8 protein-coding genes are annotated in these 16351 nt (G+C 43.4%); all 8 read left to right on the top strand.

The window, feature by feature from the left end; translation table 11 throughout:
- Positions 1-51: 51 nt before the first annotated feature.
- The 8 genes from JN178_RS10530 (at position 52) to JN178_RS10495 (ending at position 16348) form a co-directional block, all read left to right on the top strand.
- On the top strand, positions 52-4383 hold the full coding sequence (locus tag JN178_RS10530) for an alpha-1,6-glucosidase domain-containing protein (RefSeq protein ID WP_202261542.1): 4332 nt from the start codon (positions 52-54) through the stop codon (positions 4381-4383).
- A gap of 159 nt (positions 4384-4542) precedes the next feature.
- Positions 4543-5394, top strand: coding sequence for a patatin-like phospholipase family protein (locus JN178_RS10525; RefSeq protein WP_202261541.1), 852 nt, complete (start codon positions 4543-4545; stop codon positions 5392-5394).
- Between the two features lie 655 nt (positions 5395-6049).
- Positions 6050-6565, top strand: a complete 516-nt coding sequence (locus tag JN178_RS10520; protein WP_232369770.1) for an RNA methyltransferase — start codon at positions 6050-6052, stop codon at positions 6563-6565.
- A 63-nt stretch (positions 6566-6628) separates the two neighbouring features.
- Complete coding sequence (locus JN178_RS10515; protein WP_232369547.1) at positions 6629-7528, top strand: PEP-CTERM/exosortase system-associated acyltransferase; 900 nt, start codon at positions 6629-6631, stop codon at positions 7526-7528.
- 228 nt (positions 7529-7756) lie between these two features.
- Entirely contained in the window at positions 7757-10666 is a 2910-nt protein-coding gene (locus JN178_RS10510; RefSeq protein ID WP_202261539.1) for a TonB-dependent receptor plug domain-containing protein, read from the top strand.
- A 217-nt stretch (positions 10667-10883) separates the two neighbouring features.
- Positions 10884-12731: an alpha-amylase family protein gene (locus tag JN178_RS10505; protein WP_232369546.1), complete on the top strand. Its 1848-nt coding sequence runs from the start codon at positions 10884-10886 to the stop codon at positions 12729-12731.
- Positions 12732-13014: 283 nt separating this feature from the next.
- Positions 13015-14829, top strand: a complete 1815-nt coding sequence (locus JN178_RS10500; protein ID WP_202266030.1) for a glycoside hydrolase family 13 protein — start codon at positions 13015-13017, stop codon at positions 14827-14829.
- 37 nt (positions 14830-14866) lie between these two features.
- Positions 14867-16348: an MFS transporter gene (locus JN178_RS10495; RefSeq protein ID WP_159624353.1), complete on the top strand. Its 1482-nt coding sequence runs from the start codon at positions 14867-14869 to the stop codon at positions 16346-16348.
- The last annotated feature ends 3 nt before the right edge of the window (positions 16349-16351 follow it).

The raw sequence follows: 16351 nt of genomic DNA, 5'->3' as shown, positions 1-16351 counted from the left end.
AAGCGCAATGGCGAATGTACCGAATTTAGCAGTTTTAGTCTGGAGAATACTATGTTTACTAAAATGAGACTTTGGCGGGCAGCCTTTCTCGTAGTAGGCGGTTTAACACTAGCAGGTTGTGGTGGTTCTGGCGTTGAGTCTGGAACTAACGAACTGCTTACCTGTGATGTACCTAACGTACCAAATGAGTCGGGTACGGCTTGTGTTCCACCACCACCCATTCAGTGTGATGCACCAACCGTACCTAATGAAACGAATGATGCGTGTGTAGTGGGTGCAGACCCAGCCCTGCCAGCCCCTGTTTTTACACCATCTGGCAACCAAGCGGTCTTATATTATAACCGCGCATCAGTTGATGCAGATAATTCAAGTGGCGACCCAGCTTATGAAGGATGGCGCCTACACACCTGGAATAATGATACCTGTGATGCTTATGCTGACCCAGATACTGACTGGGCGAATGGTCGTGTGCATACAGGCGTTGATCCGAACTATGGCGCTTACTGGGTACTAGACTTAAAAGACGGATACGGTGATTGTCATAACTTTATTATTCATAAAGGTACTGATGATGCGGGCAAAGAGATGGGAGGTGGTGACTTTAAAGGTTCATTAATACAGGACGATGAGACCTTTACGCGCATGAACTTCACGTTGTCAGGCGAGCCCACTGTCTTTGAATTTCCCATTCTTTCATTGGGTCCACAAGCAGTCGATATTGAGGGTTTTGGTGCACATTGGTTAGACAGCAATACGATTTTATGGGACGTTCCTGAGTCAGTGGTGGACGTTAAACTTCACTATTCCGCACAAGCCGACCTAGAAACGTCGCTCGATGATGGTATCAATGGCACATCAATAGAGCTTGTTGAAACGAGCTTAAGTGAAGCTCAAGCAGCGAGAGCGCCGCATTTAAGCGCAATGACTGCCTGGCAAGGTGACTGGTCAACAGATGATGCGAAGACAGTATTGACTACGCAAGCCGTCGTTGGCGGTTATGACGCAGAGGGGACTCTTGTCGCGGCCACTGGAATACAGATAGCGAATGCGTTAGATGCATTGTATACAAGTGGTGACAACGACGCCGATGAAGCCATGTTTGGCGCGATTTATACTGACAGTGGTATTACTGTAGCACTATGGGCGCCCACAGCATCAAACGTTGACTTATTATTGTATAACGCAAGTAAAAGTCTAACCGAGCGTCTTGAAATGACGCGAGATGATGCGTCAGGTGTGTGGCGTTATGAAGGGGACATGTCCCTTGATAGACAGCTATATCGCTATGAGATAACCGTTTATCACCCGGTTACCGGAAACATTGAAACGCTTTTAGTTACTGACCCTTATTCAGTTTCGCTAAGTACCAATGGCCGTTTTTCACGATTTGTCAATCTTGCTGATGAGGACTTAAAGCCTGAAGGGTGGGACACGCACGATATACCCACTATCGAAAACCCAGAAGATGCTGTTATTTATGAAGGACACATTCGCGATTTCAGCGTAAGAGATATGTCTACAAGCGAGGCAAATCGCGGTAAATATTTGGCGTTTACAGAAGAGGGAACGGCACCTGTAGAGCATCTTCAGAAACTTGTTGATGCGGGTCTTAATTACTTCCACATATTGCCTGCTAATGACATTGCGACCATCGATGAAAGCCCAAGTAATACCATAGACTTGTACGATACCGTTGGTGCGCTTTGTCGATTAAATAGTAGTGCGGCTGTTTGTGAAGAAGAAAATGCTTCTACGTTACTTATTGATGTTTACAATTCTTACGACCCATTAGCACAAGCTGCGAAAGCACAGGCGTTAACCAATGATCTTCGCGGTGTAGATACGTTCAACTGGGGTTACGATCCTCACCATTTCAATGCGCCAGAAGGAAGCTACGCATCGAGCGCGGAAGGGGTTGAAAGAATCATCGAAATGAGAGCAATGATTCAAGCTTTGCACGAAATGGGTCTTCGTGTCGCACTAGATGTCGTATACAACCATACTAATGCGTCGGGCGTATTTTCAAAGTCAGTATTAGATAAGGTAGTACCTGGGTATTATCACCGCTATGAAACAGACACAGGTGCTATTGTAAGAGAGACCTGCTGTGACGATACAGAGCCGCGCAACATCATGATGGAAAAGTTCATGGAAGATTCGCTGCTTATCTGGACTGAGCATTACAAGTATGACGCCTTCAGGTTCGACATCATGAGCCAAGCAACAAAAGATACGATGATTCGCTTACGCGACTCTGTACAAATGCTTGATGAAGATAATTATTTCTATGGCGAAGGCTGGACGAAAATTGATCGTGGTTACGAGCAAGCTAATCAGCTAAACATGGCTGGCACTGAAATTGGGACGTTTAACGACCGCATTCGTGAAGCAATTCGTCAAGGCAATATCTTTAACCCTGAATCAGATTCGCTGCTTTACGACCAAGACCGCGTAAAAATGGGAATGATAGGCACTCTAAAAGACTACGTGCTAGAAACTTCAGCAGGTAGTGCCGGTGCAACAAGTAATCTCGGCGGCTACGCCGAAGACCCCGCTGATATTATTAATTATGTATCTAAGCATGATAATGAAACCTTGTGGGATCAGCTCAATTATACCTTACCTCAAGACATAAGCTTGCAAGAACGCGTTCGAGCGCAAAACGTTGCAATGGGTATCAACTTAGTGTCACAAGGTATCCCGTTCTTACAGATGGGGGGGGACATGCTGCGTTCTAAGTCAATGGATCGCAACACATACGACTCTGGCGACTGGTTCAACTACGTTGATTTTACTTACCAGACCAATAACTGGAATGTAGGGCTCCCGTTAGCACAAGACAACGAAGGTCGTTGGGCTGAGATGGGAGAGTTTATCTACGACCCAGAACGTGCAGCGAGTATGGCAGACATTACGTTTGCTTCAGACGTTTTTGCAGAATTGCTCGCTACTCGTATGTCTAGCCCGCTTTTCAGGTTGACCAGCAGTGAACAAATTATTGACCGCATCGGGTTTCACAATATTGGCGCACGCCAACAGCGTGGACTGATAGCCATGAGCATTGACGATGGTTTAGCTTCAGAGGGAGAAACACCTCGTGAAGACTTAGACATGCTGAATGACGCAGTAATGGTTCTGGTTAATACTGGCTATGAAGAAAAATCCATCACAGTAAATACTGCAACAGGTTTTACGCTTCACGCTATGCAGATGAGTTCTGTTGATGAAGTTGTTCGCAGCGCTTCCTTTACTGAAGGCGAAGACGGAAACGGGATTTTTACCGTTCCTGCTATGACTATAGCTGTTTTTGTTAAACCTCAAACTGGTGCACAAGGTTACGGCTTATCAGCATTTGCAACATCAGGTGCACCAGATGTTGTGCCATATGGTGATACTACTGCGTATCTGCGCGGCGACATGAATGGCTGGTCGACTGACGATGCATTTACCTACCGCGGCAATGGTATTTATCAAGTTGCAGTAACACTTGAAGCAAGTACCACATACGCATTTAAGTTCGCATCTGAAAACTGGGATACCATTAACTTTGGTGCGGCTGACGGCGACAGTGGAGTGGTCGTTGAAAATGAAGAGAAAGTGTTAGCGCGTACCAATACTAACCTGTCATTCACACCAAGCATTGGTGCAACCTACTTGTTTATAGTAGACGCATCAGATAATGAAGCGCCAATTTTAACCATTGAAAACGAAGAGCCCTATGTTGGTACGTCTGTGTTCCTTCGCGGTGCAATGAATGGATGGGGCACTGACGAAGAGTTTGTGTATCAAGGTACTCGGATATACACCTTTGCGCGTGTTTTATCTCCAGGCACTTACGAGTTTAAAGTAGCGTCGGAGGACTGGAGCACGGTCAATTTTGGAGCACTTTCAAACGATGATGCAGACCGAAATATTGCGCCAGGACAAACACTTTCATTAGGTCGTACTAATGACAATATGGTGTTAACTATTGAAGAAGAAGACCGCTATGTATTTGTCTTCGATGTTGATGACCCTGATTCACCAACAATAGGCGTATTTAAAGAAGCTTATTGGGGCGACACTGATGTATATGTTCGAGGTGGCATGAACGGTTGGGGCGCTGTAGATAGGTTTAGTTATCAGGGGGACGGTATTTATACTGCTGAATTGGAGCTTAGTGCCGGAAGCGTTGAATTCAAAGTTGCTTCAGAAGATTGGTCGACTGTTAATTTAGGTAACCCAAATGATGCTGACTCTAATGTTGTCACAATTGGCGAAACTAAGATATTAGGCGCTAGCAACAATAACTTGATGCTTGAAGTCGCTGAAGCGGGCCTGTATGAATTTAAGGTAACAGGCCCCGATGGTAATTCTCCAATGTTGTCAGTGACCAAGCAGTAATATGTGCTATTAATACTGACTATAAAAACCGCGGTCTTTACCGCGGTTTTTTTTGGTATGTAATTTGATTGCGTTTTTAATTTGATTGTTAATTTTATTCGATTGTGCAATTTGATTATGTAATGAGTCAGTGAGATTAAAGCAACTTAAGGAGAAGTTATGAAAAAGGCACTGGTTGTGGAGGGAGGGGCGATGCGTGGTATTTTTGCTGCGGGTGTGCTTGATAAGCTTATGGAAGACGAAATCTATGACTTTGATTTTGCGATCGGCGTTTCAGCGGGGGCTACAAACCTCTCCACTTATGTTTCTCGTATGCCAGGACTGAGTAAAACAATCATTACTCAGTTTGCAACAAAACGTGAATTTTTTAGCCCTTTGCGATTTATTAAAGGCGGCCACATGACGGATGTGCACTGGTTGTGGCACTACGGAAAAAAGGCACTTTCGATACCCAGTATCAATGATCAGCAAACCATCCCTCTATTTGTGGGGGTTACTAATATAGCCAGTGGTGAATGTGAATATTATCGCGCTACAGCAGATAATGTTGACGAACTCATGGTAGCGTCTTGTGCTATTCCAACTGCATACCGAGAGTCCTCTTTAGTGAATGGTGTAGCCTATGTGGATGGTGGTGTAGCAGATCCGATACCTGTCAAAAAGGCTTACGACATGGGGGCAAGAGAAATTACCGTTATTCTCTCGCAGCCTTACGGATTTACTAAGCCTGAACTTAAATCTACGTGGTTACTTGAGAAGATGTACGCAAATACACCAGCACTTTTGGATAAAATGCTTAAACGTGCACATATCTACAATGAAACCCTTTCCTTTATAACTAACCCGCCTGCAGATTGTGAGATTAAGTTAATAGCGCCAAACAATGCGTTTGACGTGAAGCGACTCACCATGAACAAAAGAAAGCTACTAAAAGGGTATGCGCAAGGAAAACGAATGGGTAGAAGATATACCAAGTTTTCTAAACAGGAGTCGATACAAAGAAGTGCATAGTGAAGCGTGTAGAAACGTGTTGTGATGGGTGTAGCGATACGGCAACAAAACACGTTTACCGACATTTATTTACAGTGAATCGACCTGGTCATTTAAAAAATGCAATTATTTCAAGTGCATGCGGTGTTCCAAATCGCAGACGGTTAATTCCTCTGACGACATTGTTATACATCGAAGATGCATAACAAATTAAAATCATGGTTACGTGTAACTGATTTGTCTTTATTTGGAGATTATGGATAAAGAGATATTGATAATGGTGTTTTGATTGTAACTTACTGTATCTAGTGGATTTATATTGTCTCATTAACCTTCCATATCATCTCCCGTGTAAAAAAGGCACAACATCATCAATGTCGTGAAAATTTTACACAATGTTGGCCCTTTCTTTGCACAGAGTCTTCCCTAGCAATCAGTGCTTTTGGTAAATGCGCCGATAAACAAAATACTAGCGTTCGAACACCGCTATTGTGTTGCTCGACTAGAGACGTCCGTAGAGCCTGAAGCTGAATTATAAAAGTTAATAAAACTATCTGACTACTATCCGATATTAAAAAAGTGCAAGGAAAGCAATAAAACCTTGCCGCAATGGTAGATACAGATGTCATTAAATGGCAATATCGCTAACCATTATAAAAAGCATACATTCATTTACGTGCAAATTTTGAATCAGAGAGTATCAATAGGCTTAGTTAACCCTAAAAATCCGGTTAATGTGGCGTCAATTCTTCGTGCTGCAGGGTGCTATGGTGTCGCCAGTGTATTTTACACAGGTCAACGTTATCGTTTTGCTAAAGACTTTAACGCTGATACAAAGGCGTTTCATAAAAAAATACCGACAATTGGCGTAGATAATTTGAAAGATGTGATACCGAAAGGAGCATCTGTTGTAGCGGTTGAATTGGTTGAGGGTGCGACACCGTTGCCTGAGTTTAGTCACCCAGCCAACGCGTTCTATATGCTTGGACCAGAAGATGGCAGTATATCTGAAGAAATACTGCAATGGTGTGATCATGTAGTTTATGTACCCACATATTCCTGCATGAATTTAGCCGCTACGGCGAACGTACTGCTGTACGATAGGTTGTGTAAATCGGATTTTCAAAAGGGCGATGCGCTAATTAGAAGTAGCCGTGATAATAATAACAAAACAACAATTAAATCGAACTAAGGTGTTATTCAGACTAGGAAGTTACCCAAACGCCTAAAAATAATTAAATCAGGGGAACTTACATTGAAGCATAGAACAATAAGCGCTATCAAAGTGCTAAATAGTGTCGTGTCTAAAAAACTAAAAGAGTTACCATCTGGGTTTTCACCATTTAAAAAGAAGTTGTCGTTAGATCAGGCAATTACTCGGTTTTTCTTCAGCCGATATGAGTTGGTAGTAGCTAATGATAACGCTGATAAAGCAGTGAGCTACAAAACGCGTCATAAAGTTTATTGTGAGGAAATGAAGTTTGAACAAGAAAACCCTCAAGCTATCGAAAAAGACAAATTCGATGACCGCGCAATTAACTGCTACATAAAACATCTTCCGACAGGCGAATGTGCGGGTACCATACGGTTGGTTTTGCCCACAGAGCAGGGTTTGCTATTACCACTTGAAGAAAAATGTAGCGATGCCATCAAAGATGATGGATTACTACCTTCTAATTTAGTGCCAGACAGTGTATGTGAAATATCCCGCTTGGCGATACCTCGTGAATTTAGGGAACGTCAGTTGCGTACTAGCGTTTTTAAATTAAACAAGACTTCGTCGAAGTTCAAAGGCAGAACAAAATCGTCAAGTATGGACCAGCTACCGTACCTTTCTGTTGCGCTTTATTTAATGGCGCTAAGCCTTTGCTTGAAACTAGATATTAAGCACGCATATGTTCTTATGGAGCCCAAATTGGCCAGAAGACTAAGGTCGTTTGGTATCAACTTCACGTCTGTTGGCGACGAAGTTGAGTTTAATGGAAAGCGAGTTCCCTACAGAATATCTGCATCAAAATTAGTTGATAGTCTGACCAAGCCTCTAAACGGTTTCTATCGCGAAATAGACAATGAGTTACAAAAAGTTGCCGACTCAATTAGGGTTCCAAAAGCGCCAGCAAGAAATAACGTAGTGAAGATTGCTAAAGCCGCATAAGGGGCGTAAAAACAACAATTTGTAGCCTTTAGATTTTGTTACAAAAAATTTATTTTTTGTTCATAAAAGGCGCAATGCCCTGAAAATAAAGGGGCAAATTTACAATTCTTTACACTTTGCTAGCAATTAATTGAATTAAAAAGTGTTAAAGGATTGAATGCTGAAAAACATAGGGTTATCTTTTCTTAGCTTACACTCGTAAGCGAAAAATAATAAAAGGGAAACCACATGTTTAATAAAAGCTTAGTCAATACAGCTGTCCGAAACGCAACGCTTTTCGGATTAGTTGGTACTCTTGCTTTCCCGGTAATGGCACAACAGCCAACTGAATCCGAGGAAGAAGCGGTAGAAAAAATTCAGGTCACTGGCTCTCGTATTAAGAGATCAGAGCTTTCTACTCCTGCACCAATCGTTTCTGTTAGCGCAGAAGAAATCCAACGTTTTGGTACGCCTGACCTAGGTAGTATTCTTGCTGAATTACCTGCTATTGCGGCGGGCTCAACGCTAATTGGTAACAACAACAGCAATGCCAACGCAGGTTTGAGTTCTCCTGACCTACGTTCACTTGGTGAAAACCGTACACTGACCCTAGTTAACGGTAAGCGCCACGTTGCAGGTTCTCCATTCTCTAATGCAGTAGATACGGGTTCAATTCCAGCTGCAATGATTGAGCGAATTGAAGTAATCACAGGTGGTGCATCTGCGATTTACGGTTCTGACGCTGTTTCTGGTGTAATCAACGTAATTCTTCGCGATGACTATGAAGGCGTTGAATTGAACTTTGACGGTTCTGCAGATCTTGAAGATGTGGGTGCGCGCTCAAACAACTACAGTGCATTGGTTGGTGCAAGTACTGAAGATGGCCGTGGTAACGTAACCTTCTTCGCAGAAATGAACAACATCGCAGAAGTAATGGAGCCTGATCTTCAACAAGCAGAAGCGTGGGGCACTATCGTAAACCCAGATAACACGGGTGAAGATGATGGTATTCCAGACCGTCTTCGTCGTCGCTATGTTGGTTCAGAAATGATCAATGGCTTTGGTGTAATTAACCCATTTGGTGGTGGTCCGCGTATTACCTTTACGCCTGACGGCACGCCAATTGACCAAGTAGAACGTATCGGTACAAACAGCTTCGCGTTTGGTAATTTCGATCAGCGCTACGATACGGTATTCTTTGGTGAAGATTATCGTAACTATGTGCCTGACCAAGAAACATTGACGTTAGCCAGTACTTTCCGCTACGACATTACTGATAACATCCGCTTCTATGGTGATATCAAGTATGTAGACAAGAAAATTGAGCAGCAATTCCAGCCTTCGTTCCGTTTTGGCAACGTTTCAATCAACGTAGAAGACAACGCTTACCTTGATGATGTAACACGTGCACGTTTGCTTGACGGTGGTCAGTCTGTAGTTGGTTTCTCTCGTTTCTTCGACGATATTGGTAACCGTTCTGCATCGAACGACCGTAAGCTATGGCGCTTTGTTGGTGGTTTCCAAGGTTTCTTCACACTTAGTGATACAGACTTTGATTACGACTTGTATTACACCCGTGGTGAGGTTTCTAACAAACGTCGTACGTTAAACGACTTGATCCCAACCAACTTTGTAGCTGCGCTTGATTCTGTCATCGACCCAGCAACAGGTGAAGCTGCATGTCGTAGTCAAGTGCCTGATGCACAGGGCGATGATTACGAAGATCCAGCAGCAGTAAACGGTCAAAATTGTGTACCGTTTAACCCGTTTGGTTTTGGTCAAGCGAGTGCTGAAGCAGTAGATTTCGTATCTGGTGATGTTCAGCGTGAAGACGAAATCACACAACAAATGTTCGGTGGTACTGTTTCATTCGACTCTACAGAGTGGTTCGAGCTACCTGGTGGTCCAGTAGGTATCGCATTGGGTTACGAATACCGTGAAGAAGACGTAGTCACAACTACCGATGAATTCACTAAGCAAGGTTTCTTCACTAACGCGGCGACACCTGATTCATTCGGTGGTTACGACGTAGAAGAATTCTTCATCGAATTACGTCTACCGCTACTTGCTGATGTAGCATTTGCAAAAGAGCTATCAATTGACGCTGCATACCGTGCTGCTGACTATTCACACGCGGGTAGTGCTGATGCATGGCAAGTAGGCTTCATGTGGGCACCAATTGAAGACTTGAGAATTCGTGGTACGGTTGGCGAAGCGGTACGTGCGCCTAACGTAGATGAAGCTTTCTCGCCATTGTCTCCTGGTTTTGCTCGCGTAAGCGATCCATGTGACGCTGATAACATTGATGATGATCCGGATCGTCGCGCTAACTGTGCTGCGTTGGGTATCCCAGAAGGTTTTGAAGCGAACGATAACGTAAGTATCGAGATCCTGTCTGGTGGTAACCCTGACCTATTCTCTGAAACAAGTGAATCGAGAACAGTGGGCGTAGTGTGGACTCCTGAGTTCATTGAAAATCTATCGGTTACTGTCGATTTCTATGACATTGAAATCGAAGACGCAATCACAGAAGTTACTGCGCAAGATATTGCAGATAACTGTGTTGATGCGACAGGTGGTCCAGATGCGGGCTTCTGTGCGCAAATCGACCGTGGTGCTGATTTTGATATCGACCTAGTTCGTTCTGGCTTTATCAACGCGTCAGCAATCAATACAGCGGGTGTGGAATTCCAAATCCGTTACACAACTGAACTAACAGAGTTTGACCTTCCTGGTGAAATTCGCTTGAACCTACAAGGTAACAAAGTGAATGAGCTTGAAGTGTTTGAATTCCAAGACCGTCCAGATGAAATCAACGTTGAAGTAGGTGAGCTTGGCGACCCTGAGTACCAGTTCCGTACTATTGTTGATTACCGTATTGATGAGTGGAACTTTAACTACACTAGCCGTTATATCGACCGTGTAGCAACGTTTGACGTTTCACCAGGTGGTGGTTCTCCAGAAGATACTGATCCAGGTTTCGTAGGAAGCATCTGGACTCACGACTTCAGTGTTGAATATATGTATAGCGAAAACGTAGACATGTATGTTGGTCTTCGTAACGCGTTCAACAAACTGCCTCCAGGTTACACATTCGACCCACTTTACGACTTGTTGGGTAGACGTGTTACTGCTGGTGTAACAGTACGTTTTGACTAAGTCCATTCTCCCCGGACACAGCCACCTCATTTGAGGTGGCTTTTTTGTTTCTTGAATACGTATGCATGTTTTTTAACAATCGTTTAACGCGTATCCTGTTAAAACCTTGAATCAACAAAATGTATCCATGCGTACACTAAAGCATTCTTTTCGGTTTAAACCATTTACGCTTGCTATGCTATCTATAGGATTATTAGCATGCACCGACTCTTCAACTATGAACACCAACAAAGCTGAATCTGCGCCAGTAGCACAAAGCGTTGAACTAACCAATGACGATACTGTGCAGCACATAAGCGATGAAAGAATTGGTAAGCCTGTTGTGTATCAGGTGTTTACGAGGCTATTTGGTAACACCAATACGACCAACAAAGCATGGGGCACACTAGAAGAAAACGGCGTGGGTAAATTTGAAGACTTTACCCCACAAGCTCTTGCCGCTATTAAAGCGCTAGGTACAAGTCACATTTGGTACACTGGTGTTCCACATCATGCATTAGTAACAGACTATACTGAGTATGGTATTTCACAAGATGATCCTGATGTCATTAAGGGCAGGGCTGGCTCTCCCTATGCTGTAAAAGACTATTACAACGTCAACCCTGACCTAGCAACTGACCCAGCAAGGCGTTTAGAGGAGTTTGAAGCGCTTATCAAGCGTACTCATGACGCGGGTATGAAAGTGATTATCGATATAGTGCCAAACCACGTCGCTAGAGACTATCGTTCGCTTTCAGCACCAGAAGGTGTCGCTGATTTCGGTAAAAACGACGATACGTCTGTGGAGTATGCTAAGAATAACAATTTTTATTATGTCGTTGGCGAAGGTTTTAAAGTACCTACATCGGAAAGCTATAAAGTGTTGGGGGGCGAGCCACACCCGTTAAGTGATCAAAAATTTGATGAGTTCCCTGCAAAATGGACGGGAAATGGCGCGCGAGCTGCCAAGCCCGATATCAATGATTGGTATGAAACCGTAAAGGTAAATTATGGTGTAAGGCCAGACGGCACTTATGATTTTCCGTTATTACCAGCGAATTATGCTAACCAAGGTATCGAACAGCACGCTCAATTTTGGGAAGAAAAAGCACTACCAGATTCTTGGTATAAGTTTAGAGATATTGCGCACTATTGGTTAGATAAAGGTGTTGACGGTTTTCGCTACGATATGGCTGAAATGGTGCCTGTTGAATTTTGGTCATTCTTAAATAGCAGCATTAAACAAAAAAATCCTGATGCATTCCTATTAGCTGAAGTGTATCAGCCTGACAAATATCGAGATTACATTCATAAAGGGAAGATGGACTATCTTTACGATAAAGTAGGCTTTTACGATACGTTAAAGAAGATAATGCAAGGAAAGGGGAAAGTTAGTGAGTTGGTTTCAATTCACTCTGAGGTCAGTGACATTGCGCCTCATATGCTACATTTTCTTGAAAATCACGACGAACAGCGCATCGCGAGCCCAGATTTTGCTGGAACTGCAGAAAAAGGCAAGCCGGCACTAGCGGTAAGTGCACTTATAAGTGCATCACCTACGCTACTGTATTTTGGTCAAGATGTTGGTGAAGATGGCAGTGAAGAGACCGGCTTTGGTGATCCTACTAGAACATCTATTTTTGACTATGTAGGTGTTCCTGCCCATCAACGTTTTATGAATAACGGTAAGTTTGATGGCGGTGGCTCTACCAATGACGAGTTGGCACTACGTGAATTTTACGAAGACGTGATGGCTATCGTTTCTTCTAACTCAGCAATAAAAGGGGACTTCGTTAACCTTCACGACCTAAACCTTAGTGTCGAAGGTTCAGCTTATAGCGAACAGCAGTTTGCGTTTGCGCGAATAAACGAGCAAAAAGGGTTTGTGGTTGTTGCTAATTTCGAAGAGAGAGAGGTTAATAACATTACATTATCTATTCCCAAAACCCTAATCTCTGAGACGGCGCCCTCGCAAGTGCTAACAGCATTACTTCGCCACGAAGACGTTGTTATAAACGATAGCGGTAAGCACTTTACTGCTGAGCTAACCCTTAAAGGGCTTGAAACTAAGGTGTTTGCGTTTTAACACCACTTTCACTTTTAAAATGATTCGGTCAAGGCCAGGTAATTACCTGGCCTTTTCAATGAAGCCTTATAAATTCTACTCGCTGTGACTATAGGCTTGCTGCTTAGCACCGTGAATACGTATGCAGTGCATTGGTCTTACTTGAGAACAAAGGTAGTATCAACGTACCTTCATCTGCTTAACGTATTTTTAACTAGAGGTCACAGTGGCAGCCATAAATTTAAAAAAAGCTAACTTAATAAGCCGAGATAATCGTTTTTCCTCATCGGCGTGTTTATTGGTGATGACAAGTTTAGCGTTTCCCACGCTTGCCAATGAACTCACGGTTTCGCCGCCAAACTGGTGGGTAGATATGGCAGCTAGTGACGTAGAGTTGATGGTTTATGGCGATGATATAGCAGACGATACCGTAACGGTTTCAAAAGGCGCTGTAAGTATTACGAAAACCCAAGCACTAGATAGCGAAAACTATTTATTTGTAACGTTAAATACCGAAAAAGCCAAAGCAGGCGAAGTCATATTAACCTTTACCGACAGTGATGGAACGGTTCGCGAAAAATCATATTCTTTGCTTAAACGAAAAGCGGGTTCAGCACAGCGACAGGGCTTTAGTCCCAAAGATGCAATTTATCTAATAGCGCCAGATCGATTTGCTAATGGTGACCCGTCAAATGACAACGTCGAGGGCTATAAGGACACAGTCGATAGGGCAGAAAAAGGCGGTCGACATGGCGGTGATATCAAAGGAATAATAGATAACCTCGATTACGTTAAAGAGATGGGCTTTACCCAAATTTGGACGATGCCTTTACTTGAAAATGCGATGGATAATTACAGCTATCACGGCTATTCAACAACAGATTATTATCAAGTAGATCCGCGCTTTGGTTCCAACCAAGATTATGTCGAGCTTAGCGAAAAAGCGAGTGAAGCGGGTATCGGTATTATTATGGATATGGTCTTAAACCATATAGGCAGCACTCACCAATGGATGAAGGACAAGCCTTCGCAAGATTGGATTAACAATAATGGTATATTTGTCGGTACGACGCATAAGCGTGAATCGCTGCATGACCCTCACGCCGTAGAAAGCGATAAAATTGGGTTTAGCGATGGCTGGTTTGTTCCCACAATGCCAGACCTAAACCAGCGCAATCCTCATCTTGCTAACTACCTTATTCAAAACGCTATATGGTGGGTTGAGTTCGCAAATTTAAGTGGTATCCGCGTAGATACATACTCTTATCCTGATAAAGACTTTCTTAGCCAGTGGACTACACGTGTTATTGAGGAGTATCCAAACCTTAATATTGTCGGTGAAGAATGGTCAGTAAACCCTGCTATAACCGCATACTGGCAACGGGGCAGTCACAAACATGACGACTACGTCAGCGCCTTACCATCGGTCATGGATTTTCCATTACAAACTGCTCTGGTAAAAGCACTTGATAGTGCAGAGAGTTGGAATTCAGGTTTCATCAGTGTTTATGAAACACTGGCAACTGACTTTTTGTATGCTGAGCCAAATAATCTTGTTGTCTTTGCTGACAATCACGATATGAGCCGCGTGTTTACTCAACTTGGACATGATGTGCGTAAGTGGAATATGGCGATGACGTTTTTCTTAACAACGCGCGGTATACCTCAGGTATTTTACGGCACAGAAATCTTAATGCAAAACAAGGGGACAACAGACCACGGCGTTATTCGTACTGACTTCCCGGGGGGATGGAAAGAGGACACGGATAAAAACGCGTTCAGTGGTAAAGGTCTGTCTGAAGATGAGCGCTGGGCACAGCAACGAACAAAATCGCTGCTTTCACTACGCCGCGAATACCCAGCACTATTTGAAGGCGAGTTGAAACATTATGCACCAAAGGATGGCGTGTACACCTACTTTAGAGTGAATGAAAACGACAAATCTCGCGCATTGATGGTCATTTTAAATAAAGAAGAAACCGATGTTGCTTTAAGTCAGTACAGCGAACTGTTAGGACGCTACACAAAAATTACACGATTAGACGATGGCAAAGTTATGCGCACTTCAGATGTGCTATCTTTACCAGCGATGTCTGCCACTGTCTTTATTGCACAATAACTCGCAGTTTTAATATTAACAATAAATAGAGCAAACTATGCAAACAACACAACCTCGCCTGTCTTTTTGGCAAATTTGGAATGTCAGCTTTGGCTTTTTAGGTGTTCAATTTGGTTTTGCACTGCAAAACGCGAATGTCAGTCGAATCTTGTCAGATTTAGGTGCAGATCTACATTCACTGTCTTTGTTTTGGTTAGTCGCGCCTATTATGGGCCTAATTGTACAACCTATAGTGGGTTCAGCTTCTGATAGAACATGGAATAGGTTAGGGCGACGACGTCCGTTTATATTAGCGGGGGCGATTGCTGCGGTAATTGGTATGATCCTGTTGCCAAACGCGCCAATCTTTGTTGCCTTTTTAGCGCCTATGCTAATGGGAGCATTGATGGTGGCACTAATGGATGCGTCATTTAATGTATGTTTTCAACCATTCCGTTCGCTTGTATCAGATATGGTGCCTCCTTCGCAGCGCAATGTCGGATATTCGATTCAATCGCTCTTAATCAACATTGGCGCGGTTATTGGCTCTATTCTTCCGTTTGTGTTAACGAACGTAATCGGTCTTGAAAACACTGCTCAAATGGGAGAGGTTGCTCCTTCAGTAATGTGGGCGTTCTATATTGGAGCTACTGTTTTACTTGGTACCGTTATTTGGACGGTCATTCGCACTAAAGAGTATGCACCAGATGAGTACAATCGCTACAAGGGCTTAAGCGATGCCGATGTGGCTGAAATGTCTAAAGAAAAGGCACCACTTTTGAAGCGTTTGGGCGAGTTCTTTGACCTTGTTGTTAATATGCCCAAGACTATGAAGCAACTTGCTGTAGTGCAGTTCTTTTCGTGGTTTGCACTTTTTATTATGTGGGTTTACACCACACCTGCTATTACGCAGCATATTTGGAACGTGGATAAGCAGTGGTTTGACCCTGCGTTTATTGCTGCTGCACCTGTAGTGCCAGAAACTATCACAATGGCGAAAGGCGCTGCCGGTGATTGGGTGGGCATTCTCTTTGCTGCTTATTCAGTATTCGCGGCTATCTTCTCAATTTTTCTTGCGCGTTTAGCCGATAAATTTGGCCGAAAAATGGTTTATGCGGGGGCACTGGCGCTCGGTGGTATAAGCTACGTTAGTTTCTTGTTATTCCAAGATCTGACTATGGTTAACGTAAACTTACTTATCACTGAGGTTACTGTTCCTCTAGGCGCCGTAAAATTACTTATCCCAATGATAGGCGTAGGTATAGCTTGGGCCGCTATTTTAGCGATGCCTTATGCCATGTTGGCGGGGGCGCTACCAGCGAATAAAACAGGTGTGTACATGGGGATATTTAACTTTACCGTTGCAGCACCTCAAATTGTATCGGGTTTAACCGCAGGCTGGATCTTAAGCAGCGTATTTGAAAATGATGCAAAATACATCATCGTAGTTGCGGGTATCTCAATGTTAATTGGCGCAATAGCAGTATTCTTTGTGAAAGAAGCAGATACAAGCGCATTACAAGAAGCAAAAGGAGAGTAGCGC

Origin of the sequence: Alteromonas sp. KC3 (assembly GCF_016756315.1) — a bacterium.
GTDB lineage: Bacteria > Pseudomonadota > Gammaproteobacteria > Enterobacterales > Alteromonadaceae > Alteromonas.
The sequence above is the reverse complement of the archived record's forward strand: the minus strand, read 5'-3'. Positions and strand labels throughout refer to the sequence as shown.

What these genes read in the sequence shown, in the direction of transcription:
- JN178_RS10510 (WP_202261539.1), top strand. Translation starts at nt 7,757, where the DNA reads ATGTTTAATAAAAGCTTAGTCAATACAGCTGTCCGAAACGCAACGCTT.
- JN178_RS10505 (WP_232369546.1), top strand. Translation starts at nt 10,884, where the DNA reads ATGAACACCAACAAAGCTGAATCTGCGCCAGTAGCACAAAGCGTTGAA.
- JN178_RS10495 (WP_159624353.1), top strand. Translation starts at nt 14,867, where the DNA reads ATGCAAACAACACAACCTCGCCTGTCTTTTTGGCAAATTTGGAATGTC.
- JN178_RS10500 (WP_202266030.1), top strand. Translation starts at nt 13,015, where the DNA reads ATGACAAGTTTAGCGTTTCCCACGCTTGCCAATGAACTCACGGTTTCG.
- JN178_RS10530 (WP_202261542.1), top strand. Translation starts at nt 52, where the DNA reads ATGTTTACTAAAATGAGACTTTGGCGGGCAGCCTTTCTCGTAGTAGGC.
- JN178_RS10525 (WP_202261541.1), top strand. Translation starts at nt 4,543, where the DNA reads ATGAAAAAGGCACTGGTTGTGGAGGGAGGGGCGATGCGTGGTATTTTT.